Below are 26,752 nucleotides of genomic sequence, written 5' to 3'. Positions count from 1 at the left end.
AGAAGCTTTTCGCTTCTCTTTTTTATTAAAAATCAGTTAATAACTTTTCTTTTAGTTCCCCTATATCTAACGGTTTCGCATAATAAAAACCTTGTACAAAGTCGCAACTCATTGATTTTAATAAACTTTCTTGTTCTACCGTTTCTACCCCTTCAGCAACCACTAATAAATTTAAACTATGGGCGATTTCAATAACCGATTTTACAATCGTTCGCTCTGGTTGTGCATGATCATAATGAAACTCACGAATAAAATTACGATCAATTTTCACAATATCAAGTGGTAGTTGTTTTAAATAATATAATGAGGAATACCCTGTTCCGAAATCGTCTAAAGCGATTAAAATTCCCATACTTCTTAATTCTTGTAATGTAGCAATAATATAATCAAAATGACGTACAGCTATACTTTCTGTTATTTCTAATATTAAACGATTTGGCGGAAACCCTGTTCGCTTCAATATACTACGAACAGATAAAATAAATCGCTTTTGCATCAATTGTTGTATTGATAAATTAACAGATAACTTCAGTCCCTCTTGATAATCTGGTAAAGTTTTAAACAGTCGACATGACTTTTCTAGTACCCAGTCTCCTAGTTTTATAATAAGTCCACACTCTTCAGCTACAGGGATAAATTCACTTGGTGAAATAGGACCTTCTTCTGTCTTACAGCGTACTAAAGCCTCAATACCAGTACATTTCTTTGTTTTCAAATCAATAATGGGCTGTAATGCCACTTTTAATTCTTCGTCACGAATCGCTTTTTGCAAAGCAAATTCTATTTTCATTCTACGGTTTATTTTCGCACGTAATTCATCTGTAAAGAAGCACGCCGCATTTCTTCCTTGCTCTTTCGCACTATACATGGCTAAATCCGAATTTTTTAATAACGTTTCAACGTCTTTTCCATCTTGCGGATAGGAACAAAGTCCTAGACTAGCTGAAATATATACTTCATGACCTTCAAGCATAAATGGCGCTTGAAAGCATGACAACACGGATGTCGCTAACTGCCTCATCTCATCATGTGTATGAGTTTTTGTTAACAGTACAAATTCGTCGCCACCAAGCCTAGATAGAACATCTTTCTCTCCTAGCACATAATGCAACCGTGAAGCAACTTCGCTTAAAAGTAAATCTCCTATCATATGACCTAACGTATCATTCACTAATTTAAAACGATCTAAATCAAAGTAAATCATGCCAAACTCTATTTTCTCTGCAATCATCTTATTTACAGTCGTAATTAACTGTAAACGGTTCGGTAAACTTGTTAACGCATCATGATAAGCAAGTTCCCTATAACGACTTTCGCTTAATCGTAATCTTTGTTCTGCTTCTTTCCTACTACTTATATCATTTCGAATTGCAATAAATTGATAAGGTTCTCCCTTTTCATTTAAAAATGGAACAATTGTTGTTTTAACCCAATAATACGAACCATCTTTTGCTTGATTTCGAATTTCCCCCGTCCAAACTTTTCCACTCAAAATACGCTTCCATAGGATTTGAAAAAATGCTTTCGGATGATATCCGGAATTTAAAATACGGTGATCTTTTCCTATTAACTCTTCTCTTTTATATTTTGAGATTTTACAAAATTTATCATTCACATATGTAATAAGACCATTTCGGTCTGTAATAGCAACAATTGAAGACTCATCTAATGCTAATTTTAAATCTTGCAATGAAGAGTCATATAATGCATGACCTCTTTGTTCTAGCATGCGCACCTCTCCTTGCTTCCTATCTGACTAAAACACAACTCGTTTCTCTTCATAGAAATAGAGATATTTCATTTTCTAACAATACGCCTTTACATAAAATGAAACTTTAATCAGTGGGGGGTGTCCATCCCCCACTGATTATTAGCCTTCACCAATCGGGCTTTTATCTCCCACCTAACTTCCTCACATTCACCGAATTTTGAGGTGGGAGTCTTACTGCCCGTTAATGCGGGATAAATCACAATTTTTTTCTAAATAGGCCGATTAAAATAACATAATATTATTTATAAAAAAAAGCAATATGGTGCTGTTTTAATTATAGTAGAAGCTTCTCATCTCTCTACTTATCTAAGCTTATTATACAGTATTCTCTTACATTCTTTGAATTTGTAAAGTGACAATTTCATCACTATTAGCCTCTGCTCCCTACTAATACGACCTCACACCTAACCTCTTTTATTTCATTAAATGTTAAGATGTAAATCTAACTGCCGATACATAATGAAATAGAGATTAATATACAAAATGCAACGATTCACGAATACTAATATAAAGTGAAACTTTAATCAGTGGGGGTTTTACTACCCACAAATAGCGGGATAAAGCCAAAATTTGCATTTAACATATTGAATTATAATAACAATATATTAACATATTTTCACCTTGTTTTTGGAAATATTTTATAAATAAAGTATTAAACTAAAAAAGAGGATATCCTCTTTTTTAGTTTAATACTGATATGGTATTTGCTGATAACCCGGGTATGGCATTGGATATGGTGCTGGATACGTTACTGGATACGGTGCTGGATAGTAGCCTCCACCTGCTGCACCCGTTAATGCGCCAGCTGTAAGCCCACCTAACATGCCTCCAGCAAAACTTCCTGGGAAAAATCCTCCGCCCCACGAGCCGCCACCCCAGCCCCATCCACTACCGTGATGATGATGATGATCATAATGATTGTGCCCACCATGGTGATTATGTCCGCCATTATGATGGTGCCCTCCATGATTATGACGATAATACAATCCGTTATTTTCTATATAATTCATTATTTCCCTCTCCTTTCCATTTCCTCACCTTAATAAGAAGAATTCGCGTAATATGGATAACCATATCCTGGGCTTCATAATGCACCTGCTACAAATCCAGGAAAGAAACCTCATTCCCTTTCCTATATAAGAGGCAAGGTTTTTGTCCCTCCTACACTGATCATTAACCAGCAAATAGCGGGATAACAACGTAACAATATACTGTATGTAGGACAAATGCGGAAAGTATAGGACAAATGTCTATATTTTGTAAAAAAAACAAAACACTTTATAATAAGGATGTCAGATTATATCTTCTATTTAAGAAGTCTATATTTAAGAAAGATTAGAGGAATTATATAGAAATGAAGAAACCTATCGTTCAATTATTATTAATATTTACAATCGTATCTATCGTTCTTTTCCTATTAAATACATCGGTTATTTCGTTATATACGTTTGTTGGTGCTCTATGGTCCATCACAATCGTAGGAATTTCATTCGTTATTTTTATCGAAAATAGATCACCCCAAAGCACCTTAGCGTGGTTTTTAGTATTAGCACTTCTTCCTGTTGTAGGTGTACTTTTATACTCTATTTTCGGGCGTAGCCGTTGGAGAAGAAAAAAACATCTTCATCGTTCAGAAGAACAAAGAAAATTATTCCGCGAAATATTAGAAGGAAGACGACTAGAATTATCACTCACAGTCCCATTACATGAACGTTCTATACATTTAACAGAAGTCGTACAAAAATTCGGGGGCGGGCCTGCCGCGGATAGAACGACAACAAAACTTTTAACAAACGGTGATCAAACCTTTTCAGAAATTTTGAACGCAATCGAGAATGCAAAACATCACATACATATTCAATACTATATTTATAAATCTGATGAGATTGGTAAAAAAGTACGCGATGCTTTAATACAAAAAGCAAAAGATGGTGTTATTGTACGCTTCCTTTATGATGGACTCGGAAGTAATACGTTAAGACGACGATTTTTACAACCTATGAAAAAAGTTGGAATTGAAATTGTCGAATTTGACCCTATTTTTTCAGCTTGGTTACTCGAGACAGTTAATTATCGTAATCACCGTAAAATCGTCATTGTAGATGGAGAAATTGGTTTTACCGGAGGGCTCAACGTCGGTGATGAATATCTTGGTCGCTCAAAAAAATTCCCTGTTTGGCGTGATAGTCATTTAAAAATAGAAGGAAAAGCATTGTATAAATTACAAGCCATCTTTCTAGAAGATTGGCTTTATGCGTCTAGTGGATTGAATACTTATTCTTGGGATCAATTTATGAATAGACAATACTTCCCAGGAAAAGAAATTCCGGATGCAGAAGGTGCGGTGCAAATTGTAGCAAGTGGACCAAGCTCAGATGATAAAAGTATTCGTAATACATTACTAGCTATTATGGGCTCAGCCAAAAAATCTATTTGGATCGCTACACCATACTTTATTCCGGATCAAGAAACTTTAACATTATTACGCCTAAGTGCAATATCTGGCATAGATGTACGTATTTTATATCCTGGTAAGAGTGATAGTATTATTAGCGATCAAGCATCTCAATCCTATTTCACTCCACTTTTAAAAGCTGGTGCTTCTATTTACAGTTATAAAGATGGATTTATGCATGCAAAAATTGTACTCGTTGATGATACAATCGCAACAATTGGAACAGCAAATATGGATGTACGTAGCTTTGAATTGAATTATGAAATTATTAGCGTACTATATGAATCAGAAACCGTTCATGATATTAAACATGATTTTGAAGAAGACTTTAAACACTCCAATGAAATTAAATGGAACTCGTTCCAAAAAAGAAGTATCAAAAAAAGAATATTAGAGTCCTTTATGCGACTCATTTCTCCTTTACTATAAGCAATCAATGTGATATTGATTGCTTTTTCTTTTATATTTCCCCCTTCTCCTTTTCTTTGCATACCATATTAAAACAAGTTATCATAAGATGTATTACTTTATGAAAATAATGTTAGGTGGGAAATACATGTTAGAACAATTTCATATACATTCTGATTTAAAACAGCAGCTTTCTACAATTCATGAAAAGAATAAACAAGAAGCTGGTGAAAATGCACATTTAATTGGCAAGAAAATATATAAAGCATCTGATAACAGCATTATTGAAGATGCCATTACAGCACTTTTACTTGGTAAAAACATTCTATTAAAAGGGCCAACTGGTAGTGGTAAAACCGTACTAGCAGAAACTCTTTCTTCTTTATTCCAAAAACCAATGCATAGCATTAACTGTTCTGTCGATTTAGATGTGGAAGGTATTTTAGGATACAACACATTACAAACGAAAGACGGAGCATCTGAAGTTACGTTCGTTAACGGTCCTCTTATGAAAGCAATGAAGAACGGTCATTTCTTATATATTGATGAAATCAATATGGCAAAACCTGAAACGTTACCACTTCTTCACGGCGCATTAGATTACCGTAAAATGATTACAAACCCATTTACACAAGAAGTTGTATACGGTGATGACGAATATCGCGTAATTGCTGCGATTAACGAAGGTTATGTTGGGACAAGTGAACTAAACGAAGCGTTAAAAAACCGTTTCGTTATTATTGAAGTTCCTTACATTCAAGGTGATACATTAAAAGAGCTATTACTATCTGAATCAAAATTAAATGATGTTGCAACAATTGAAAAGTTCGTTGCATTCGCAAGCGATCTTATGCCTTTAGCTCGTGATGGGCGCGTAAGTGAAGAAGCCGCTAGTATTCGTGGCATTATCGATGCATGTGATTTAGGTGTATATATTCCTGTTATGCGTGCAATTGAACGTAGTATTATCGCAAAATTAAACGATGAAACAGAACAAATGACTGTCCGTGAATTAGCAGAAAGTTATTTCTTTGAGGGATAATTCATGAGACAAATTTTTAGTGACAAAAAAATTGATGCGTCGCTGTTTCTACAAATGGAAAACTTAATGTATGCTCTTCTAAAAGAAGACGATGCCTATCTTGAGTATGGCTATAAAGCATACTACGACGAAATTGAAAAAAAGGTTGTCATTAGTCACTTTTGGGATGATCGAAAAGAAGAGGATACAGTAATCGGATTAAAAAGCGAAGTGTTCTTAAAGGCACTTGGTAATAAACATTACTCGGACATGACTTTAATTCGTTCTTATGCGATTGAGTTACAAGAATCGCCTCTAAAAAAGTTTTTAACACAATTATTTGTTCTATTAGAAGATTTACGTGTTGAGGAAATCGTCAAAAATTTACGTCCTGGCACAAAGCATATTTTTAAACGCCGAAAAGAAATGTATCGCAATTACTTTGGCTCACAAAATGAAATAAATCGTGTTCGTAATTATCACGGTGATCGTCTATTTTGTCTATGCTATCTTTCATTAACGAGTGATAAATATGAAATGTTTAATAATGAATATTTCGAGCAAATTGAATCAATTTTGCATGAAACATTCCAAGCTCGTAATACGGAAGATATTATGTATATTGTTGAGAAAATTCGCTATCGTTTAGAAGGACTTCTTGAAAGTGATATGCTTAATAATTATTTCGGACATGCACCGCTTTATTTATCTGTTATTACAGATGAGAAAGACAGTCGCGCTGAAAAATTAGCAAATGATGATACGCAGCTCCTAGATGACGATGATAACAAAAACAAAATGGATGAAAGCTTCTCGACATGGCACCGTGAAAATAAAAACAATGAAAACGAGAACTTTTTACGCTTTGATTTAGAAAGCGGAACAAAAACAAATATGATGGGTGATACTGCTCGTGAATCAGAAGATGGTGACCAAGCACTTGGTTCTGTACAAGGTACTTCCCAAAAAAGTACACAATCTAACTTTGATGGTGCTGATACAGAGGAAGCAAGAGCGTCTCATGCTTCTAGCCAAAACGACGGTGCATACGGTAAGTATAATGTGGGAGCTTCTCATACATTTAAAGAAGCTCGCAAATCGAATCCTGATGAGAAAAAAGATTACCAAGCTATCAAATCAGTCGTTAATAAAGATGTAAAAGAATTAAAGAAAATTATCGAAAAAACAATTGAAAACAAAACGAATGCAAACAGTGATAAATATTACGGAAGGCTTCGTAAGAAATTCCTTCGTATTTATACTGAAAAGCAGCCGCGTATGTTTTATAAAAAAGGACAAGAATCACAAGAGCTCGACGTTGCATTCCAACTATTAGTGGACTGCTCTGGTTCTATGTATAACAAAATGGAAGAAACGAAGAAGAGTGTGGTCCTATTCCATGAAGCTTTAAAATCTTTAAAAATTCCGCACGCTATTAGTGGATTTTGGGAAGATGCTTCTAGTGCTAAGCCTGAAGATAAACCGAACGTTATCCATGAAGTTGTTACGTATAAAAACTCAACGTTACCAAACGTCGGTCCAGAAATTATGCAACTTCGCGAAGAAGAAGATAACCGCGACGGGTATATTATTCGTATCGTTTCCGAAAAGCTTGCGAAAAGACCAGAAAAACATAAATTCTTACTTGTCTTTACAGACGGTGAGCCTTCTGCGCTAGACTATCAACAAGACGGTATTTTAGATACGCATGAAGCTGTCAAACTTGCTCGTAAAAGTGGTATGGAAGTAATCGGAATCTTCATCGAAGAAGGCGAAGCGAAAGAAGCAACTTATCAATTAATGAAGAACATTTATAACCATCACTTCTTAGTTGCAAATCATGCTGAAGATTTACGCCTGAAGATTAAACCATTGTTGAAGAAACTATTACTGAAGACGATTGAATAGAAAACAGGAGCCTTGTGGCTCCTGTTTTTTCGTTCACTCACTGTGTTTCTGGTTGAAATTTATATGGAATGGCTACTTCTAACAATGCTTCAAATCCCCCATCGTAGAATGGGAATCGTTCATTTGCGATTTTTCTATCTACCCACTCGATTGCGGAAATTTCTTCTTCATCTTCTGCACGAAGTTCACCTGTTACTACATTTGCTCGGAATGTAAAAAATAATGCATGATGTCCTTTCTCTTCAAAAAACTTCTCATTTAATGCGACAAGTCCACTGAGTGCGGCAGTTAAACCTGTCTCTTCTTTCACTTCTCTTACTAGTGCTTCCTCTAATATTTCACCTTTTTCAACAGCCCCGCCTGGCAATGACCAAACGTTTTGTTCTATATTATGTACCATTAATATTTTATCTTTTTCGCTATCGTGTATTAATGCATATACAACATCAACTCTTTGCATGTTGCTTTTCTCCCTTCCTAAAATAATTAAGAGCCAATTCCTAAGAATCGGCTCTTCCTATTAATTCATTACTAACTCAGATGCGAGCTTTTTTTTTAACTTAGCCAGCATATCAGTTGTCATTCTGTCTAAATCATATTCTGCTTTAAAGCCCCACTCTTTCATTGCTGCTGTTGCATCAATAGAGTTCGGCCAGCTATCAGCGATTGTTTGACGAGCTGGATCTACTGCGTAATCCATTGTAAAGTTCGGAATGTGTTTACGGATTGATGCTGCAATTTGCTCTGGTTCAAAGCTCATTGCTGTAATGTTAAACGCATTTCTATGAACTAGTTTATTTGGATCAGCTTCCATTAATGAGATGATTGCTTGTAAAGCATCTGGCATATACATCATGTCCATGTATGTTCCTTCTGCAATGTATGAGGTGTATGTACCTTTTTTAATCGCCTCATAATAAATTTCAACTGCATAGTCAGTTGTTCCGCCTCCTGGAGGAGCTACGTAAGAAATTAAGCCTGGGAAACGTACACCGCGCGTATCAACGCCAAACTTTTGATGATAATAATCACATAGTAATTCTCCTGCTACTTTGTTTACCCCATACATCGTAGTAGGACGCTGAATTGTATCTTGTGGTGTATTATCTTTTGGCGTTGATGGACCAAATGCACCGATAGAACTTGGCGTGAAAAACTTACAGTTTAATTCACGTGCTGCTTCTAATGCATTTACAAGTCCGCCCATATTTAAATTCCAAGCAAATAATGGATTTTTTTCTGCAGTTGCTGAAAGTAAAGCCGCTAAATGAATAATTGTATCTACTTCATTACGATTTGCAATATCATGTAATTTTTTTCCATCTGTTACATCTAACGTTTCAAATGGACCAGACGTTACTACTTCACTATCTGTTTCACGAATATCAGTTGCAATAACGTTCGATGCGCCGTATACATCACGAAGTTTCATTACTAGTTCAGAACCAATTTGCCCTAAAGAACCGGTTACTAGAATTTTTTTCATTTTCCCCACTCCTCATTTGCAAGCTATTCAAAAGATGTCGTTACTTAAATGATACCCATTTCTTTCCCTACTTTTTCATACTTACGAATTGCTTCATCTAACAGTTCTTTCGTATGAGCTGCTGTAGGCATATTACGAACGCGTCCCATTCCTTTTGCTACAGTTGGGAATACGATAGATTTTGCGTATACGCCTTCTTCATTTAGACGTTTACTAAATTCTTGTGTTAATACTTCATCACCAATAATACAAGGCGTAATTGGTGTCTCACTTTCTCCAATGTTAAAGCCAAGTTCTTTTAACCCTTGTTTTAAATAGCGACCATTTTCCCATAAACGATCGTGTAACTCTGTGCTTTCCATTAGAATTTCAATTGATCTCATACAAGCAGCTGCATCAGCTGGTGTTAAAGCTGTTGAGAATAAGAATGGACGTGAACGCACTTTTAACCAATCGATTAAGTTTTGTTTCCCAGCTACATATCCACCAATTACCCCAATTGCTTTTGATAATGTACCGATTTGGAAATCAACTTTATCAGAAAGACCGAAATGTTTTACAGTGCCTGCACCTTTGCCAAGTACACCTGAACCGTGTGCATCATCTACATATGTCATTAAATCCAGCTCTTCTGCAATTTCAACAATCTCTGGTAATTTTGCAATATCTCCATCCATTGAGAAAACACCGTCTGTAATAACCATTAATTTATTATAAAGACCTGATTCTTTTGCCTCGATTGCTTTTTTGCGTAAATCTTCCATATCAGAATGCTTATAAACGATGATTTTCGCTCTTGATAGACGACTACCATCAATAATAGATGCATGGTTTAATTCATCTGAAAGAATCGCATCATTTTTATCCATAACAGCTGAAATCGCTGCCATATTACAGTTAAATCCTGATTGATAAGCAATTGCTGCTTCTGTATGTTTAAACTTTGCAATTGTTTCTTCTAATTTAATATGCAAATCTAAAGTACCGTTAATTGTACGAACAGCTCCTGCTCCAACGCCGTACTTATGAATTGCACCAATTGCTGCTTCTTGTAAGCGATTATCAGTCGCTAATCCAAGATAGTTGTTTGAAGATAAGTTAATATATTCTTTTCCGCCAATTGTAATAATCGGTCCATTTGGACTTTCAAGCGGATCAATTACGTTATAAAGCCCCTTTGATTTTAAATCCTCTAAATTTTCTTCTAAAAAGTTTGCAAGTGTTTTACTAGACATCGTGAAGCCTCCCATCGTTCATGTAAGCGGATTATTATCTTAATAGTTCTAATAATCCCTCTACTAGCTTAACACGTTTTCAGAATTTATTATAGAAAAATAGCTTAGAGAAACCGCTTACAATTTTAGATTATATAGGATTCATTACGAGAAATCTATCATTTACTTTTCATATTTGATAGAATTAAAAAAATATTTAGGAGGCTTTTAAAATGGCATTTACTGAATCTGATGTATATAATAACGAATCGTTTTTAGAGCAATATATGCAGCGAAGATATCGAGAAAATAGTCCAAACGAATCCCTTGAAAAACCAGTATTCTTTCAGCTCATTGGCAATGTAACAGGAAAACAAATCCTCGATTTAGGTTGTGGTGATGCTAAATTCGGCGAAGAATTATTAGAACATGGATGCCACTCTTACACTGGTATTGAAGGCTCCGAGCTTATGTATGAAAAAGCTAAAAAACAACTAGAAAATAAAAATGGCACCGTTCATTTTTTAAACCTCAAAGACTACACATACCCTCCTTCTACTTTTGATTTAGTAACATCTAGACTTGCCTTACATTATATTGAACACCTTGATATCATTTTTCAAAATGTGTTTCAAACTTTAAAAACAAACGGAACCTTCACCTTTAGCGTTCAACATCCCGTTATTACCTCTTCATTTGAAAGCTTGCAAACGAGTGGTAAAAGAACTAGTTGGCTCGTCGATGATTATTTCAAAACAGGAAAACGAGTTGAGCCATGGATTGATCAAGAAGTTATTAAATATCACCGGACTACGGAAGAATATTTTACATTATTACAACAAGCCGGATTTACGATTACAAACTTAAAAGAAGCTACACCAAATCGAAACTGTTTTCAAGATGAAGAAGAATATGAACGACGTTTACGTATTCCCCTTTTTCTATTATTTTCTTGCCGAAAATAAAGTGAAACTTTAATCAGTGGGGGATGTTCATCCCCCACTGATTATTAGCCCTCACCAATCGGGCTTTTACAGGCAGTTGATCCCCCAACCAGATTCTTTGCTTTCGCTGAATTTTGAGATGGGGATCTTACTGTCCTCAAATAGCGGGGTAAAAAAGACGATGAATCCTCATCGTCTTTTTTCGTTATCTCATCGCTTGAACATCCTCTTTAAGTACACGTCTTCCTCTTCCATGTGGGATACAGAGCGGTGTCCCGAATAACGGATCAGCGCTTATTTGACACTCCATACGGAATACATCCCGAACTAACTTCTGGTCAATAACTTCTTCTGGTTTACCTTGCGCATATATTTGTTTATCTTGAATAGCTACAATATTGTCTGCATAACGACATGCCAAATTTAAATCGTGCAATACCATAACAATCGTTCTTTGCTCTGTTTCATTTAATTCGAATAATAAATCTAACACTTCAATTTGGTGCGTCATATCTAAATATGTAGTCGGCTCATCAAGCAAAATAATATCTGTATCTTGTGCAAGAGTCATTGCAATCCAAGCACGTTGACGTTGTCCACCTGAAAGGGCATGAACATCACGCTCAGCAAATTCTGTCATACCCGTTGCAGCAAGCGCTTTTTGTACCATTTCCTCATCTTTTTCGGACCATTGCTTCAGCCATGTTTGATATGGATAACGTCCTTGCTTTACAAGTTGCAATACTGTAAGTCCTTCTGGAGCTTGTGGCCCTTGCGGTAAAATTGCCATTTGGCGAGCAATTTGCTTCGTTTGCATACTTTGAATTGCTTGATTATCTAACAAAATGTCACCGGTTGTTGGCTTTAATAATCTAGCTAGTGAACGTAATAAAGTTGATTTCCCACAACCGTTAGAACCGATGAAGATTGTAATTTTCCCTTTTGGAATTTCTAAATTCAGCTCATCAATAATAATCGTTTCACCATACGACAGCGTCAAGCGTTTCGTCTCCAATGCTTTTTGCATATTAATCTCCCTTTATGAATTCCGACTTTTATAAAGTAAATAAATAAAATAAGGTGCACCAATTGCTGATGTAAATACCCCTGCTGGAATTTCAAGTGGTGTGAAAACTGTACGCCCAATTAAATCTGCAGCGAGTACTAGAATTGCACCGATAATCGCCGCAACTGGGAGCAATGCACCGTAGAAAGAGCCAACTAATCTTCGCGAAATATGAGGTGCCATTAAACCAACAAATCCAATTCCTCCTGCAAAGGCAACTGCCCCGCCAATTAAAGCTGTACTAAGTAACAACATAAATACACGCGACTTCGTTAAAGGAACACCAAGTCCCACTGCTATATCATCCCCTAGCTCTTGTGCATTTAAATGTCTCGCAGCGATAAATGATATTGTCGTTAAAATGAGAACCCACGGCGCAAGTACCATAACATTTTGCCATGAAGAACCGTAAACAGTACCTGTGATCCATACATTCGCTTGACTTGCTTGATAAATTGGTGCTAACAACATAAATAAAGTTGTTGCTGCTTTCGTTAATGCCCAAAATCCAACACCAATTAAAACAAGACTAATCGGTGATAACCCGTCATTTCTCCATGCAAATAAATATACAAACAACGCTACAATCGTTGCACCAGCAAAAGCTGCTAATGGCATATAATGAATGCTTACTGTTAGCGCATTATTTTTATCACTAAATATAGCTAAAAATAGTACAACTGCAACACTTGCCCCGCCCGTAATCCCGATGATATCAGGAGAAGCCAGTGGATTTCGAACGAGCCCTTGTAAAATACAGCCCGCTACAGCAAGTGCGATTCCTACAAGGATGGCAATTAAAATACGCGGCATACGAAATTTATTTACAACCATATTTGACATCGCATCGCCATTTCCCGTAATCGCTTGCCATACATCATAAGGAGCAATTTTCATATCTCCCATACCTGCACTCGCAAAAAATAATCCTATTAAAACAACTAGTAAACTAAACAAAACTAGAACAGCTCGTTTATACATTAAAAACGAGAGCCCACCTTTTCCTATACGAAACGGAATATACTTCTTCATTTGCTAAGCCCTCTCTTACGTGCAATATAAATAAAGAATGGGGCCCCGATAAATGCTGTCATAACCCCTACTGGTACTTCTTGTGGCATAATGACATATCTAGCTGCTATATCAGCTAAGAGTAATAGTATTGCACCTAACAATCCGCTATATGGTACTCTCCACCTGTGATCTACTCCAACAAGGAATCTGGCAAAATACGGAGTAACAATACCAATAAATCCAATTGGACCAGCGACCGCAACTGAACCACCAGACAGCAATACAATAATAAGTAGTACGAATGATTTCGTTAAAATTGTTCGTTGTCCAAGTCCTTTTGCAACGTCTTCCCCCATCATTAATGTGTTTACTTTCCCTGCCATCATAAGAGATGCGATCCAGCCTATTAATAAATATGGGAATACAGATTGTAAAATTTCTAACTTTCTCCCTTGCACAGATCCGGCAAGCCAAAATAACACTTCTTCAAATGCTTTTTCATTTAAAACAAGTAACCCTTGTGTTAATGATGAAAATAACGCACTGATTGCAACACCTGCTAACGTTAACTTAAGAGGTGTTGTCCCTTCTTTTCCTAAAGAACTAGAGGCGAATACAAGTACTGCTGCAACTGCCGCTCCTAAAAAGGCAATCCAAGTGAAAGCTGATAATGATGTGACGGAAAAAATCACAATTGCTACAACTATAAAGAACGCAGCGCCTGAATTTAATCCAATAAAATCTGGAGAAGCAAGCGGATTCTTTGTTAAAGTTTGCATTAAACAACCCGCAATGGCTAAACTAGCACCAACACTAGCTGCAATTAATGCCCTTGGTAGACGCACATTTTGAATAATAATATGTTCATTGGAACCATTAAAATGAAAAAAAGCATCTAACGCTAATTTCCAACTCGTATTTGTATACCCGAAAATAATACTTCCCCAAATACAAATAACGACTGCAATGATTCCAACAAATAATCCAATCCATTTTGCTTGATTTGTTTTTAATAACATGCAGCGTTTCCCCTTCAATGTATAATGATACGTTGTAAGTGTATTTCAACTTAATTCTCATTGTCAATGATAATGAGAATTATTTTCATTGACAAATGGACCATGAAGTATTACTATCATGCTTGCTATTGAAAAAACTTCTCAGTATGTAGGGGGTACATAATGAAATTTATGCGAAAGAACTCGTTTACAGTATTTGTATTTTTACTAGCCTTTTCATTACTTTTAAGTGCTTGTGGAAAATCAAATACTAAAGAGGAAACAAAAGAAGATACGAAAAAAGAAATGATTACGGTTGAACATGCAATGGGTAAAACAGAAGTTCCTGCTAATCCAAAACGTGTAGTTATTTTAACAAATGAAGGAACTGAAGCTTTACTTGAGTTAGGGGTAAAACCAGTTGGTGCTGTAAAATCTTGGACTGGTGATCCGTGGTATCCACATATTAAAGACAAAATGAAAGATGTAAAAGTTGTTGGCGACGAAGGACAAGTTAACGTTGAAACAATTGCTTCTTTAAAACCTGACTTAATTATCGGTAACAAAATGCGCCACGAAAAAGTTTACGAGCAACTAAAAGCAATCGCACCTACTGTGTTCTCTGAAACATTACGCGGTGAATGGAAAGATAACTTCACATTTTATGCAAAGGCTTTAAATAAAGAAAAAGAAGGTCAAAAGGTTTTAGCTGATTACGAAAAACGTATGAAAGATTTGAAAGGCCAACTTGGCGATAAAGTAAATCAAGAAATTTCTATGGTACGTTTTATGCCTGGTGATGTTCGTATTTATCATGGCGATACATTCTCTGGTGTTATTTTAAAAGAACTTGGATTTAAACGTCCTGGAGATCAAAACAAAGATGATTTCGCCGAACGTAACGTATCTAAAGAGCGTATTTCAGCAATGGATGGCGATGTATTATTCTACTTCACATTCGATAAAGGCAATGAGAAAAAAGGTTCTGAACTAGAAAAAGAATATATAAACGATCCTCTCTTTAGAAACTTAAATGCAGTAAAGAACGGAAAAGCATACAAAGTTGACGACGTTATTTGGAATACAGCTGGCGGTGTAATGGCTGCTAACTTACTACTAGACGACATTGAAAAACGCTTTGTTAAATAATTTCATTCTAACCAGCTCCCTCTTTTATGGAGCTGGTTTTTTCATTTCACTGAAGTGTCACATTATTTCATTTTGTATTTTTATTCCCGATATGTTATATTATAAAAGTAAATATAGAATATTTTCTCTATATCAGAATAAATATTCTAATCTAAATTTTCTGATTTATCATTATTTTACTTTATTTTAGAATTCAATTACTACATTTGAAAACGCTTATTATCTTGTTTTCAGGGAAAAATACAATAACGGTTGAAGAAAAATAGATTTTTTCATGAATTTTCTTGCTATTTCCATATAATTCTATTGACTTCTAAATATTTTGTGAATTAAAATAATTACATAAATATCCGTTATACAGGATTAGGGGGAAACAAACATGGATGCAGCTTTAAAATTAGACAAAGCTGGAGAGCAACAATCACCAAAAAAACATCCACCAGGATTATATTTGTTGTTCTTTACAGAGGCATGGGAAAGATTTAGTTATTACGGAATGCGTGGTTTATTAGTTCTTTATTTAACAACGAGCTTAGTAAGTGGCGGTTTAGGCTTTGATAAAGCAGTTGCTGTACAGATTTACGGTATTTTCACAATGTTAGTATACTTCACACCGATTATTGGTGGTTGGCTAACTGACCATTTCATTACGAAACGACACGCCATTACCATCGGCGGTATCATTATGGCGATTGGTAACTTTGTACTATTTTCAATGAACACGAAAACTGGACTATTTTTAGGATTAGGATTATTAGTTATCGGTAACGGATTCTTCAAACCAAATATTTCGACTTTACTAGGTCAATTATATAGCGACAACGATTCTCGTCGTGATAGTGCCTTCACTATCTTCTACATGGGAATTAACTTAGGAGCTCTTATCGCTCCATTCATTTGTGGTTACTTCACAGATTATAGATACGGTTTCTTAACAGCTTGTATCGGTATGATTATTGGACAGATTGCCTTTAATTTCTTAGCACCTCGTTACTTAGGGTCTATCGGAACAACTGTTGTCGGTAAAAAATCTAAAGAACAAAATGCAAAACCTATTGAGAAAAAACCCTTAACAACACAAGAGAAAAAGCGAACAACTGCAATTTTAATTTTAACTTGTTTCGTTGTATTCTTCTGGGCAGGATTTGAACAAGCTGGTAGTTCTTTAACACTTTACACAGATAAGTTCGTGGATCGTACAATTGGTGGATTTACAATTCCAACACCTTGGTTCCAATCTGTAAACCCACTATTCATTATCTTACTAGCATTACCAGTTTCTGCATTATGGATTAAACTTTCAAAAACAAAAAATGGTGATTTAAAAATCCCTACAAAAATGGCTTTTGGTATGATTTTACTAGGAATCGGGTACTTAGTTTTAACTTTAGCTGTTCTAAAAACTGGTAGCGATGAAGGTAACATTACAATGAAAGCAAACTTACTATTCATTGTATTCACTTACATGTTCCACACAATCGGTGAATTATTCTTATCACCAATCGGATTATCTATGGTAAGTGCAATCGCACCTCTTAAATTAGCATCTTTATTAATGGGTGTATGGTTAGCTGGTACTGGCTTTGCAAACTTATTAGCAGGACAATTAGCTGCTTTCACTCAATCTTTAGGATATTTAGAAGTATTCGCAAGCATCGGTGTTATCGTAATCGTGCTAGGATTAGTACTTCTTATGTTCTCTAAGAAAATTGCACATATGATGGAATAGTGAATAAAAAAGACGCTTCTACAATTAGAAGCGTCTTTTCTATTACATCTCTTCTAAAGCCGTCACATCCACGTGAACGCTCTCTCCTGGGTTGGATACGTCATACACTTGAGCACTACCCTTCTGCTCATCACAGCTCTCAATCCATACGGGGACTCCCTCGTATGTAACATCAATTCTACTTGAAGAAGATAATATCTGTTTCACACGTTTTACATCCATTATATTATTCCTCCTTTGGCTTACAACACTCCTTTCTATCTTTTCATATCCCTTCAGAATATATTCCGTCAATTTAGCACTTCAACCGATAGTTTGTTTCTTTCTAACGCGCTAATATATACGCTCTCAAATCTTCCTATTATTAGATCCTTTCCAAATAAAAAAAGACGTATATTTCACACGTCTTCTTTCCATAATATTCAAAAATTAAGAAAATAATGTTTTTACTACTTCACTTACTTTATCGTTATGAATTTGATAGTACACTTCTAACCCACGTCTCTCAAAGCGTACTACTTTATTTTGTTTTAATTTCGTTAAATGCTGCGAAACAGTTGATTGCGGAATTTCTAATACCTCTTGTAATTGTGTTACATTACATGTTCCACGCTGCATCAGTTCCATTACTAAACGTAGACGCAATGGATGAGCTAATGCTCTTAACATCTGTACGTCTTCTTCTGAAATACGACAGTCAAATTGGTTTTGGTTCATAAAATTCCCCTCATTTTCATTTTTTATTTTCTCTTTATTTATTTATATATCTGTTCTTATATTTCCTGTTACGACATAACTTTATCAACCTATAATGCTGAGAAAATTTTCCGACTTTTATCAGCACACAGTTCAAGAAAAAATCCCACCTGATTTTGAATATTATACTATATGATACAATAAAAAAGCAAAACAAAGGGCTAGCAATACTTTGCTTACAAACGTTGTTTTATCAGGCTTTTTGTTATATTTTCACCTTACTGAAATGTACAGTAATGATATTGTAAAATATCGTCCATAATTGATAACCTATCGTAAAGTAATTTGACCATATTTAACCACTTTGTTACGATAAAAAGGAAATTTAAGTAAGGAGGATGATGTAATATTAAAAAATGGTTTATTTTTGCGTTAATTAGCATTGCGGTTGGCTGGACTATTATCAATCACTTCCTATTAGACAAAAAAGAAGATATAGCTTCAAAATCAAACATCCCCATTGGAACTGAAGTTGGCAATGCTGCACTCGATTTCCTTCTGGAAACAACCACTGGTCAAGAAGTTCGCCTTACAGACTATAAAGGAAAAAAAGTAATATTGAATTTTTGGGCAAGCTGGTGTGGTCCATGCAAAATAGAAATGCCTGATATGGAAAAGTTTTATCACGATACTAAAGATATGGGGATTGAAATTGTCGCTATAAATGCGACAGCTACTGAAAAAGACCCGAATAATGTAAAACAATTTCTTGAAGAAAACAAATATACCTTCCCCGTCCTATTAGATCAGAAAGGCCAGGCAAGTGCCGCATATCAAATCATCAGCATTCCAACATCTTTTGTCATCGATACAAACGGTGTCATTCAATATAAGCATGTAGGACCAATGACATATGAAAAAATGAAAGAATATGTAAATAATTTATAGAAGCGAAATCAAATCAATTTGATTTCGCTTTTTGTCTACTTTATGAACAAAATGTTACTTTTAATACTATTATGGAATAATTATACTTTTTCACGTTGACAATAGTGTTGAAGGAGAATATACTAAGCATGTAAGTTGATTGTGAATAGTTTCACAAATAATGTGAATTTCTTCACATATAATAGATAGGAGTTGTCATTATTATGAGTACTTGGACACAAATTTATGACCCATTAAACAATATTTGGTTATCTGCACTAATCGCAGCACTCCCAATTTTTTGCTTCATTATTTGTTTAGTGGGATTCAAAATGAAAGGTTACATGGCTGGGCTTTATAGTGTGATCGTCGCTATTATTCTTGCTATATTTATTTATAAAATGCCCGCAACTGTAGCTGTAGCATCTGCCGGATTCGGTGTTTTATCTGGATTTTATCCAATTTGTACTATCGTTATCGCAGCTATCTTCCTTTACAAATTAACTGTTAAAACAGAACAATTCAATGTCATTCGTGATAGCATTTCAAGTATTACAAATGATCAGCGTTTACAAGTATTATTAATCGCTTATTCTTTCGGTGCTTTCTTAGAAGGCGCAGCTGGTTTCGGTGTTCCAGTTGCTATTACAGCTGCATTACTTGTAGGTATGGGCTTTAATCCATTAAAAGCAGCAGGTATTTGCTTAGTAGCTAATATCGCTGGTGGTGCTATGGGTGCTATGGGTATTCCAGTTACAGTACCTGCACAATTAACTGGGCTAGATGCATTAACTGTCGGTCGTCAAGCTGTTTACATTTTGCCATTCATTAGCATTGTTTTACCGTTCTTACTTGTTTCAATGGTAGATGGATTTAAAGGCATTAAAGAAACTTGGCAAGGTATTCTTGTAAGTGGTGTTTCTTTCGCAATTACTCAGTTCCTTGTGACTTACTTCTTAGGCGCTGAACTTACTAATATTTTCGCAGCAGTCGTAAGTATGGTCGCTCTTACATTATTCTTACGTGTTTGGCAACCAAAATCTTCTGCTAAAGAAGAAAAACAAGAAGAAAAAGAATCTCATACATTCAATCAAATTTTATATGCTTGGTCCCCATTCGTATTCTTAACTGCATTTGTAACAATCTTTAATTTAAAACCAATTAAAGCTTTATTTGCTCCGGATGGTCCATTGGCAAACTTAGTATTTAACATTCAATTCCCTGGTCTTCATAATGCGGTTATGAAAACTGCACCAATTACAAAGGCTGATACACCTTTCGCAGCGATTTTCAAACTAGATGTATTCTCTTCTACAACTACTGCGATTGTATTAGCAATCATCGTTTCACTTATCGTCTACCGTGTAAACGGCAAAATGATTAAAGAATTAATGATCGAAACAATAAAAGAACTAAAAGTTCCAGTATATACAATTTGTAGCGTTATCGCTTTAGCTTACGTAGAAAACTACTCTGGTATGTCATCTACACTTGGACTTGCATTCTCTTCTACAGGAAATGCATTCCCAGTTCTTTCTCCAATCTTAGGATGGATTGGCGTATTCATTACAGGTTCAGTCGTATCAAGTGGTTCATTATTCGCACCACTTCAAGCAGTAACTGCCGATCAGTTAAACATCGTACCATCTACTCTCGTTTCATTAAACGTAGTTGGTGGTACAATCGCAAAAATGGTTTCACCACAATCTGTAGCAGTTGCTTGTGCAGCAGTTGGACTAGTTGGTCAAGAATCTGCTCTATTTAAAATAGTAATGAAATATAGTTTAATCTTCTTAGCTATTATTAGCTTACTTCAACTTAACTCTGTATTTAATATCTTCTAAAAAAAGCACCGATCCAAATGGATCGGTGCTTTTTACATTACATTTTTTTATCCCGCACTAACGGGCAGTAAAACTCCCACCCCAAAATTCGGCGAATGCGAGGGAGTTAGGTGGGAGATCAACTGCCCGTAAAAGCCCGATTGGTTCAACTAATAATCAGTGGGGGATTCCCCCCCACTGATTAAAGTTTCACTTTATCCTTTAATAAAGAAGCACCAGCAATTTCAGGATGCGTCATTTCGTATGGATCCAAAATAATATCAAGCTCTTCTGCTGTAAGTACACCATGTTCTAAACATAGCTCCCTAACAGATTTTCCTGTCGCAATTGCTTCACGTGCAATGCGAGAAGCTGCTTCATAACCAATATGAGGATTCACTGCTGTAATAACTCCAACACTTTTTTCAACATATTGCTTAAGCAACTCTTCATTCGCTGTAATTCCCTTTATACAGTATTCACGGAATACACGGAAACCGTTATTCATAATACTGATGGATTGAATTAAATTAAATACTAATACCGGCTCCATTACATTTAACTCTAATTGTCCAGCTTCTGACGCTAAGCAAATTGTATGGTCATTTCCAATTACTTGGAAAGCAACTTGGTTAATTACTTCTGCCATAACTGGATTTACTTTACCCGGCATAATAGATGAACCTGGTTGACGAGCTGGTAATTGAATTTCCGCCAACCCAACACGTGGACCAGACGCCATAATACGAAGGTCATTTGCAATTTTAGACATATTCATCATACATACTTTTAGTGCTGCAGATACTTCTGTATATGCATCTGTGTTTTGCGTCGCATCAACTAAGTGCTCTGCACCAACAAGAGGGAAACCACTAAAAGTTCGTAAATGCTTCACAACTTGTTCTATATAAGTAGGGTTTGCATTTAATCCCGTACCGACAGCTGTCGCACCCATATTAACTTCGTATAAATGCTGACGAGACTGTTTAATTCTTTTTATATCACGCTCTAGCACTCTGCTATATGCTTCAAATTCTTGTCCAAGGCGAATTGGAACTGCATCTTGCAAATGCGTACGCCCCATTTTAATAACGTGATCAAACTCTTTTGCTTTATCATGAAAAGCAGAGTGAAGTTCTTCCATTGTAACAAGAAGTTCTTCCAGCATCATAAGAGTTGCTATATGAATCCCAGTTGGGAACGCATCATTTGTTGATTGGGCCATGTTCACATGAGTGTTTGGGCTAATTTTCGCATATTCACCTTTTTCGTATCCCATACGTTCTAGCGCTCTATTAGCAATTACTTCATTAGTATTCATATTAATTGAAGTCCCTGCTCCGCCTTGAATCGGGTCTACGATAAATTGATCATGGAACTTTCCATCAACAATCTCTTGTGCCGCTTCTGCAATTTCTTGTCCGATATCTTTAGCTAAGTAACCTGTATCTATATTCGCAAGCGCTGCCGCTTTTTTTACAATTGCCATTGCCGTAATGAGTGACGGATGAATGCGGTATCCTGTAATAGGAAAGTTTTCTACGGCACGTAATGTTTGTACACCATAATAAGCTACACTCGGTACTTCCTTTTCACCTAAAAAATCTTTTTCTATACGTATATCCTTCGTTGCTATCATTTTTCATCACCTATACTTTTCATTCTAAATCCTTATCTAAAGAATTCGCCCTATAAAATACGAGTATCATTAAATGAATTCTTCAGTATCCACTTTCACTATATAGCACCTTTTTTGAAAGCGCAAACATTTATTTTTCTATATATACTTTTTATTAAAGTTTATATAATAGAAAATCCATTCATTCTTCTACTTTCTTTATTTCAACTCGCTTAATTTGATGCATATCCTTTTCAAGAACTTTAAAAGAAAAGCCGTGTTTTTCAATAATATCTCCTTCAGCAACGATTTGCTTTTGTACCATAATCCAACCACCAATTGTATCAACATCATCAGCGACCAAATGTATGCCAAATAAATCATTTACTTCGCTAATAAGCACTTTCCCCTCTACAATTTTACACACTTCACTTATATGTTCTATAGGCGGGTGTTCATCTTCATCGTATTCATCTCGGATTTCTCCAACAATTTCTTCTAAAATATCTTCCAATGTAACAATCCCTGCTGTGCCACCATATTCATCATATAATACAGCTAATGGAATGTGCCTTCTCTGCATTTGCAATAGTAAATCATGGATTGGGATATTTTCTAACACTTCAATAACTGGACGTGTATATGGTGTAATCGAACACTCTTCATCTCGATTACCATCCATATAACGAATAAATAAGTCCTTTACATTAACCATCCCAATAATTTCATCTTTATCTTCACCAAATACTGGATATCTCGTATATTTTTCTTGTGCGATTACTTTAATATGTGTCTCAAACGGCTCATCTTCATATAAGCCAACAACTTCAGTACGAGGTACCATAATTTCCTTTGCTACCCTGTTATCAAATTCAAAGATGTTATTCACATATTTAAATTCAGTTTGATTAATCTCGCCACTCTCATAACTCTCAGACAAGATTAATCTTAGTTCCTCCTCAGAATGCGCAACTTCATGTTCAGAAGCAGGATGTAAACCAAATAAGCCTGTCACAAATCGTGCAGAGCCATTTAAAGCCCAAATAAATGGATACATAACTCGGTAAAAATAAATAAGGGGCTTTGATAATAATAAGCTAACTTGCTCTGCTTTTTGGATTGCAAAAGTCTTTGGAGCGAGTTCACCAATTACAACATGTAAAAACGTAATAACTGCAAATGCAATAATAAATGAAACTGTACTTGTAATTGCAGGAGATAAATCCAATTTTAAAAACAGCGGTTCGAGTAAATGTTTAATCGTCGGTTCTCCTAACCACCCGAGCCCTAAAGCAGTAATCGTAATTCCTAACTGACATGCCGATAAATACTCATCTAAATTTGAAGTTACTTTTTTAGCTGCCAATGCGCCTCGTCTTTTTTCACTAACGAGTTGATCGATACGACTGCTACGCACCTTTATGATCGCAAACTCTACAGCTACAAAGAAACCTGTTAGCGCAATAAGAACAGCTACCATCAATAATTTTAAAATATCCACATATGTCCTTTAGCTTTTCTTAGCTAAAGTTACACCTCCTTTAAATAAAGAAGTTTCACTTTAGTTTCTTCATTTACTTGAAAGCAACCCTATATAAAATTCACCAATTTTTAGCCCTCATACAATTCTAATGGCAAACCGTCAGGATCTTGGAAAAAGACGAATTTTTTTCCCGTTATCTCATCAACACGTATCAATTCCGTCTCAACATCGCATTGGTTTAAATGTTTAACAGCATATTCTATATCAGTAACCGCAAAAGCTAAATGTCTAAGTCCAGCAGCCTCTGGAAAGCTTGCGCGGTCAGGCGGACTTGGAAATGAAAATAATTCGATTTGATACTCTCCTCCTACACATAAATCTAACTTATACGAATTTCGTTCCTTTCTATATACTTCATTCTTCACTTTGAAACCTAATATTCGTGTATAAAAATCCTTTGACACTTCATAATTTGAACAAATAATTGCAACGTGATGTACTCTACATATATTCATGATTCCTCTATTCCTCTCTTTACCAAACATGCATATTCTCACTTTAAATGAAAAACATATATATCAGAATATCTCTTTTAGGGGGCTTATTATGAAATTTATCACTTTTTTCGTTGGACTTATCGTTGTTTTTCTCCTTGCCTACATCGCTAGTAACAATAAAAAACATATTAAATTCAAGCCAATTTTCATCATGCTTATTATACAGTTAATTTTAACCTATTTATTATTAAATACAGAAATTGGCCTCATCCTTATTACGATAATTTCCAACCTGTTTACAAAGTTACTCGACTATGCTGCATCTGGTATAAATTTTGTATTTGGAGGTCTTGCAAACAAAGGTGAAATGCCATTTTTCCTTAATGTATTATTACCGATTGTGTTTATTTCCGTCTTAATTGGTATATTACAACATTTCAAAATACTACCATTATTTATTCATTGGATTGGTTTCTTTCTTAGCAAAATAAATGGTCTTGGGAAATTAGAATCTTACAATGCCATCGCTTCCGCTATTGTCGGCCAATCAGAAGTTTTTATTACGGTAAAAAAACAATTAGCTCAAATCCCAAAACATCGACTTTATACACTTTGCGCCTCTGCAATGTCTACCGTATCTATGTCCATTGTTGGTGCCTATATGACGATGATCGAACCAAAATATGTAGTAACCGCACTCGTTCTGAACTTATTTAGCGGTTTTATTATCGTACTCATTATTAATCCTTACGACGTTAACGACGACGAAGATATTTTAGAAATAAAAGGTGAAAAGCAAAGTTTTTTTGAAATGCTCGGAGAATACATCCTTGATGGTTTTCGCGTAGCAATTGTCGTCGGCGCTATGCTCATTGGATTCGTCGCATTAATGAGTTGTATTAATGACCTATTCCTCATTATATTCGGCATTACTTTCCAACAACTAATAGGCTATGTATTCGCCCCTATTGCATTTCTTATCGGCGTACCAAGTTCTGAGATTGTCACAGCTGGTAGCATTATGGCAACAAAGCTTGTAACAAATGAATTTGTAGCAATGATGGATCTTAGTAAAATTTCCAGCACTCTCTCTATCCGTACAGTTGGTATTATTTCTGTCTTCCTCGTTTCTTTTGCCAACTTTTCTTCCATTGGAATTATTTCCGGTGCTGTAAAAGGGTTAAACGAAGAACAAGGAAATGTTGTTGCCCGGTTCGGCTTAAAATTACTATACGGAGCTACTCTCGTTAGTATTCTATCTGCAATTATTGTAAGTATTATGTTGTAATTAGGTAAAATTTTATCATTTTCTTATCCTTATCTTTTGTATACAATAACGAATAGATGTCTCATAAATAATCGAGACATCTATTTTTTATACATGTACAATCCATTTTATTTAGCGTAAAATATTTTTTATGTGTTTTAATACGCTTCTAGATATATACACTTTGATAGTTTTAAAGGAGAACAAATGATGAAATCCGACGTTAACAAAAATAATCGAACCACAAAAAAACAATTAAAGAAAAAACGCCTACTTTGGTTCATTCTCATTCCATTACTTATTGTAGCAATGGGAGCAGGAGGCTATTCCTTCCATATATACAGTAAAGCAAAATCTGTCTTAAGCAATGCCTATTCTGAACTCGGCCGGGGAGATAAATCCAGCAAACGTGAAAAAGCTGTTAAACCTATGACTGACAACATTTCTGTCCTTATTATGGGTGTTGATGAAAGTGATATCAGGGAAAAAGGTTACGGAAAAGCAACTCGTACGGATGCATTATTACTTGCAACAATTAATAAAAATGATAAATCAGTTAAACTTGTCAGCATTCCACGTGACTCACGCGTCTACATTAAATCACGTGATAAATATGATAAAATCACACACGCACACGTATTTGGTGGTGTAGACAGCACAATTGATACAGTAGAAAACTTTTTAGATGTCCCAGTTGATTACTATGTAAAATTTAATTTCAAATCCTTTATCAAGATCGTTGATTCTCTAGGTGGTATAACTGTCGACGTTCCCGTTGAGTTCACAGAACAAAATAGTAGCGACGAAGCAGATGCAATTCACCTCAAAAAAGGACGTCAACATTTAAATGGAGAAGAAGCACTTGCACTAGCTAGAACTCGCCATATTGACAGTGATTATATGCGCGGTCAACGACAACAACTTGTTTTAGAAGCTATTGCTGAGAAAGCACTATCTCTCAATTCCATTAATAAAATCGGAAGCCTATTAGATGCTGTCGATACAGACTTAAAAACAAATTTAACTTTTGATGATATGATGACTATTGCAAAAAATTCAATGGATTCAAATTTAAAAATGGATAAATTGCAAGTGGAAGGTACTGATAAATATATAGGTGGTATTTATTATTACGTTCCAAACGAAAAGAGTGTTAATGATATATCGACAACACTTCAAGAACATCTCGGTGTTACGAATAAAAATGAGCATAAAAAATTATAATAAAAAGGCTGCTAGATTTTTCTAAGCAGCCTTTTTATTATAATTTTCAACATA

At 35.3% G+C, this 26,752-nt stretch carries 23 protein-coding genes; 10 read left to right on the top strand and 13 right to left on the bottom strand.

The annotated features are described in order from the left end of the window. Positions 1 to 25: 25 nt before the first annotated feature. Both AC1DKZ_RS19790 and AC1DKZ_RS19785 read right to left on the bottom strand, forming a co-directional pair. Positions 26 to 1,729, bottom strand: coding sequence for a putative bifunctional diguanylate cyclase/phosphodiesterase (locus AC1DKZ_RS19790; protein WP_431182356.1), 1,704 nt, complete (start codon positions 1,727 to 1,729; stop codon positions 26 to 28). 728 nt (positions 1,730 to 2,457) lie between these two features. Further along, positions 2,458 to 2,781 (bottom strand): cobalt transporter, encoded by a 324-nt coding sequence (locus AC1DKZ_RS19785; RefSeq protein WP_476996901.1) that lies wholly within the window; start codon positions 2,779 to 2,781, stop codon positions 2,458 to 2,460. 344 nt (positions 2,782 to 3,125) lie between these two features. Here AC1DKZ_RS19785 and AC1DKZ_RS19780 point away from each other — a divergent pair, with 344 nt between their 5' ends. The 3 genes from AC1DKZ_RS19780 (at position 3,126) to AC1DKZ_RS19770 (ending at position 7,563) form a co-directional block, all read left to right on the top strand. Further along, positions 3,126 to 4,655 (top strand): cardiolipin synthase, encoded by a 1,530-nt coding sequence (locus tag AC1DKZ_RS19780; RefSeq protein ID WP_113937895.1) that lies wholly within the window; start codon positions 3,126 to 3,128, stop codon positions 4,653 to 4,655. A 127-nt stretch (positions 4,656 to 4,782) separates the two neighbouring features. Then, positions 4,783 to 5,676: an ATP-binding protein gene (locus AC1DKZ_RS19775; protein ID WP_000892986.1), complete on the top strand. Its 894-nt coding sequence runs from the start codon at positions 4,783 to 4,785 to the stop codon at positions 5,674 to 5,676. Between the two features lie 3 nt (positions 5,677 to 5,679). Continuing rightward, entirely contained in the window at positions 5,680 to 7,563 is a 1,884-nt protein-coding gene (locus AC1DKZ_RS19770) for a vWA domain-containing protein (RefSeq protein WP_002063762.1), read from the top strand. 37 nt (positions 7,564 to 7,600) lie between these two features. Here AC1DKZ_RS19770 and AC1DKZ_RS19765 read toward each other — a convergent pair whose 3' ends face one another. The 3 genes from AC1DKZ_RS19765 to AC1DKZ_RS19755 are packed head-to-tail and all read right to left on the bottom strand — an operon-like array spanning position 7,601 to position 10,284. Further along, complete coding sequence (locus AC1DKZ_RS19765; RefSeq protein ID WP_476996900.1) at positions 7,601 to 8,023, bottom strand: NUDIX hydrolase; 423 nt, start codon at positions 8,021 to 8,023, stop codon at positions 7,601 to 7,603. A gap of 60 nt (positions 8,024 to 8,083) precedes the next feature. Beyond that, entirely contained in the window at positions 8,084 to 9,049 is a 966-nt protein-coding gene (locus AC1DKZ_RS19760; RefSeq protein WP_476996899.1) for an L-threonine 3-dehydrogenase, read from the bottom strand. A gap of 44 nt (positions 9,050 to 9,093) precedes the next feature. Then, entirely contained in the window at positions 9,094 to 10,284 is a 1,191-nt protein-coding gene (locus AC1DKZ_RS19755) for a glycine C-acetyltransferase (RefSeq protein WP_113937891.1), read from the bottom strand. A gap of 212 nt (positions 10,285 to 10,496) precedes the next feature. Between AC1DKZ_RS19755 and AC1DKZ_RS19750 the strand changes: the two genes are divergently transcribed. Then, positions 10,497 to 11,228, top strand: a complete 732-nt coding sequence (locus tag AC1DKZ_RS19750; RefSeq protein ID WP_476996898.1) for a class I SAM-dependent methyltransferase — start codon at positions 10,497 to 10,499, stop codon at positions 11,226 to 11,228. 184 nt (positions 11,229 to 11,412) lie between these two features. On the opposite strand, the gene AC1DKZ_RS19745 is transcribed toward AC1DKZ_RS19750, so the two are convergent. The 3 genes from AC1DKZ_RS19745 to AC1DKZ_RS19735 are packed head-to-tail and all read right to left on the bottom strand — an operon-like array spanning position 11,413 to position 14,306. Next, positions 11,413 to 12,234, bottom strand: coding sequence for an ABC transporter ATP-binding protein (locus AC1DKZ_RS19745; RefSeq protein ID WP_476996897.1), 822 nt, complete (start codon positions 12,232 to 12,234; stop codon positions 11,413 to 11,415). Positions 12,235 to 12,246: 12 nt separating this feature from the next. Beyond that, complete coding sequence (locus tag AC1DKZ_RS19740; RefSeq protein WP_113937889.1) at positions 12,247 to 13,305, bottom strand: FecCD family ABC transporter permease; 1,059 nt, start codon at positions 13,303 to 13,305, stop codon at positions 12,247 to 12,249. After that, positions 13,302 to 14,306 carry a FecCD family ABC transporter permease gene (locus tag AC1DKZ_RS19735; protein WP_476996896.1) on the bottom strand — a complete coding sequence of 335 codons (1,005 nt, stop codon included), beginning with the start codon at positions 14,304 to 14,306 and terminating at the stop codon, positions 13,302 to 13,304. Before AC1DKZ_RS19735 ends, AC1DKZ_RS19740 begins: the two co-directional genes overlap by 4 nt. 162 nt (positions 14,307 to 14,468) lie before the next feature. Between AC1DKZ_RS19735 and AC1DKZ_RS19730 the strand changes: the two genes are divergently transcribed. Continuing rightward, complete coding sequence (locus tag AC1DKZ_RS19730) at positions 14,469 to 15,434, top strand: ABC transporter substrate-binding protein (RefSeq protein ID WP_476996895.1); 966 nt, start codon at positions 14,469 to 14,471, stop codon at positions 15,432 to 15,434. Between the two features lie 379 nt (positions 15,435 to 15,813). Then, positions 15,814 to 17,163, top strand: coding sequence for a peptide MFS transporter (locus tag AC1DKZ_RS19725; protein ID WP_061674012.1), 1,350 nt, complete (start codon positions 15,814 to 15,816; stop codon positions 17,161 to 17,163). Positions 17,164 to 17,205: 42 nt separating this feature from the next. Here AC1DKZ_RS19725 and AC1DKZ_RS19720 read toward each other — a convergent pair whose 3' ends face one another. After that, positions 17,206 to 17,385 (bottom strand): acid-soluble spore protein H, encoded by a 180-nt coding sequence (locus AC1DKZ_RS19720; RefSeq protein ID WP_002010492.1) that lies wholly within the window; start codon positions 17,383 to 17,385, stop codon positions 17,206 to 17,208. 207 nt (positions 17,386 to 17,592) lie between these two features. Then, a complete protein-coding gene (locus AC1DKZ_RS19715) occupies positions 17,593 to 17,880 on the bottom strand; it encodes an ArsR/SmtB family transcription factor (protein WP_001075217.1) in 288 nt (95 codons plus the stop codon). 387 nt (positions 17,881 to 18,267) lie between these two features. Here AC1DKZ_RS19715 and AC1DKZ_RS19710 point away from each other — a divergent pair, with 387 nt between their 5' ends. Then, the gene (locus AC1DKZ_RS19710; RefSeq protein ID WP_309145079.1) at positions 18,268 to 18,807 is read left to right on the top strand and encodes a redoxin domain-containing protein; all 540 of its coding nucleotides are present in this window, start codon (positions 18,268 to 18,270) and stop codon (positions 18,805 to 18,807) included. Between the two features lie 203 nt (positions 18,808 to 19,010). Next, a complete protein-coding gene (locus tag AC1DKZ_RS19705; RefSeq protein WP_476996894.1) occupies positions 19,011 to 20,630 on the top strand; it encodes a lactate permease LctP family transporter in 1,620 nt (539 codons plus the stop codon). Positions 20,631 to 20,811: 181 nt separating this feature from the next. Here AC1DKZ_RS19705 and aspA read toward each other — a convergent pair whose 3' ends face one another. The 3 genes from aspA to gloA2 all read right to left on the bottom strand — a co-directional run bounded on the left by aspA (position 20,812) and on the right by gloA2 (position 24,225). Next, positions 20,812 to 22,248: an aspartate ammonia-lyase gene (gene aspA, locus AC1DKZ_RS19700; protein WP_016093356.1), complete on the bottom strand. Its 1,437-nt coding sequence runs from the start codon at positions 22,246 to 22,248 to the stop codon at positions 20,812 to 20,814. A gap of 181 nt (positions 22,249 to 22,429) precedes the next feature. Then, positions 22,430 to 23,728, bottom strand: a complete 1,299-nt coding sequence (locus tag AC1DKZ_RS19695; RefSeq protein WP_404448609.1) for a hemolysin family protein — start codon at positions 23,726 to 23,728, stop codon at positions 22,430 to 22,432. 110 nt (positions 23,729 to 23,838) lie between these two features. Continuing rightward, positions 23,839 to 24,225: an SMU1112c/YaeR family gloxylase I-like metalloprotein gene (gene gloA2, locus AC1DKZ_RS19690; protein ID WP_431182351.1), complete on the bottom strand. Its 387-nt coding sequence runs from the start codon at positions 24,223 to 24,225 to the stop codon at positions 23,839 to 23,841. A gap of 91 nt (positions 24,226 to 24,316) precedes the next feature. On the opposite strand from gloA2, the gene AC1DKZ_RS19685 reads away from it, so the two are divergent. Then, positions 24,317 to 25,495, top strand: a complete 1,179-nt coding sequence (locus AC1DKZ_RS19685; protein WP_113937884.1) for a NupC/NupG family nucleoside CNT transporter — start codon at positions 24,317 to 24,319, stop codon at positions 25,493 to 25,495. Between the two features lie 186 nt (positions 25,496 to 25,681). After that, complete coding sequence (locus AC1DKZ_RS19680) at positions 25,682 to 26,698, top strand: LCP family protein (RefSeq protein WP_242310844.1); 1,017 nt, start codon at positions 25,682 to 25,684, stop codon at positions 26,696 to 26,698. Positions 26,699 to 26,752 lie beyond the last annotated feature (54 nt).

It is taken from the genome of Bacillus sp. 05T21, from assembly GCF_056396785.1.
The sequence above is the reverse complement of the archived record's forward strand: the minus strand, read 5'-3'. Positions and strand labels throughout refer to the sequence as shown.

Excerpts from the sequence above, each read along its gene's own strand:
- AC1DKZ_RS19790 (WP_431182356.1), bottom strand. The coding sequence starts at position 1,729 with ATGCTAGAACAAAGAGGTCATGCATTATATGACTCTTCATTGCAAGAT.
- AC1DKZ_RS19785 (WP_476996901.1), bottom strand. The coding sequence starts at position 2,781 with ATGAATTATATAGAAAATAACGGATTGTATTATCGTCATAATCATGGA.
- AC1DKZ_RS19780 (WP_113937895.1), top strand. The coding sequence starts at position 3,126 with ATGAAGAAACCTATCGTTCAATTATTATTAATATTTACAATCGTATCT.
- AC1DKZ_RS19775 (WP_000892986.1), top strand. The coding sequence starts at position 4,783 with ATGTTAGAACAATTTCATATACATTCTGATTTAAAACAGCAGCTTTCT.
- AC1DKZ_RS19770 (WP_002063762.1), top strand. The coding sequence starts at position 5,680 with ATGAGACAAATTTTTAGTGACAAAAAAATTGATGCGTCGCTGTTTCTA.
- AC1DKZ_RS19765 (WP_476996900.1), bottom strand. The coding sequence starts at position 8,023 with ATGCAAAGAGTTGATGTTGTATATGCATTAATACACGATAGCGAAAAA.
- AC1DKZ_RS19760 (WP_476996899.1), bottom strand. The coding sequence starts at position 9,049 with ATGAAAAAAATTCTAGTAACCGGTTCTTTAGGGCAAATTGGTTCTGAA.
- AC1DKZ_RS19755 (WP_113937891.1), bottom strand. The coding sequence starts at position 10,284 with ATGTCTAGTAAAACACTTGCAAACTTTTTAGAAGAAAATTTAGAGGAT.
- AC1DKZ_RS19750 (WP_476996898.1), top strand. The coding sequence starts at position 10,497 with ATGGCATTTACTGAATCTGATGTATATAATAACGAATCGTTTTTAGAG.
- AC1DKZ_RS19745 (WP_476996897.1), bottom strand. The coding sequence starts at position 12,234 with ATGCAAAAAGCATTGGAGACGAAACGCTTGACGCTGTCGTATGGTGAA.
- AC1DKZ_RS19740 (WP_113937889.1), bottom strand. The coding sequence starts at position 13,305 with ATGAAGAAGTATATTCCGTTTCGTATAGGAAAAGGTGGGCTCTCGTTT.
- AC1DKZ_RS19735 (WP_476996896.1), bottom strand. The coding sequence starts at position 14,306 with ATGTTATTAAAAACAAATCAAGCAAAATGGATTGGATTATTTGTTGGA.
- AC1DKZ_RS19730 (WP_476996895.1), top strand. The coding sequence starts at position 14,469 with ATGAAATTTATGCGAAAGAACTCGTTTACAGTATTTGTATTTTTACTA.
- AC1DKZ_RS19725 (WP_061674012.1), top strand. The coding sequence starts at position 15,814 with ATGGATGCAGCTTTAAAATTAGACAAAGCTGGAGAGCAACAATCACCA.
- AC1DKZ_RS19720 (WP_002010492.1), bottom strand. The coding sequence starts at position 17,385 with ATGGATGTAAAACGTGTGAAACAGATATTATCTTCTTCAAGTAGAATT.
- AC1DKZ_RS19715 (WP_001075217.1), bottom strand. The coding sequence starts at position 17,880 with ATGAACCAAAACCAATTTGACTGTCGTATTTCAGAAGAAGACGTACAG.
- AC1DKZ_RS19705 (WP_476996894.1), top strand. The coding sequence starts at position 19,011 with ATGAGTACTTGGACACAAATTTATGACCCATTAAACAATATTTGGTTA.
- aspA (WP_016093356.1), bottom strand. The coding sequence starts at position 22,248 with ATGATAGCAACGAAGGATATACGTATAGAAAAAGATTTTTTAGGTGAA.
- gloA2 (WP_431182351.1), bottom strand. The coding sequence starts at position 24,225 with ATGAATATATGTAGAGTACATCACGTTGCAATTATTTGTTCAAATTAT.
- AC1DKZ_RS19685 (WP_113937884.1), top strand. The coding sequence starts at position 24,317 with ATGAAATTTATCACTTTTTTCGTTGGACTTATCGTTGTTTTTCTCCTT.
- AC1DKZ_RS19680 (WP_242310844.1), top strand. The coding sequence starts at position 25,682 with ATGATGAAATCCGACGTTAACAAAAATAATCGAACCACAAAAAAACAA.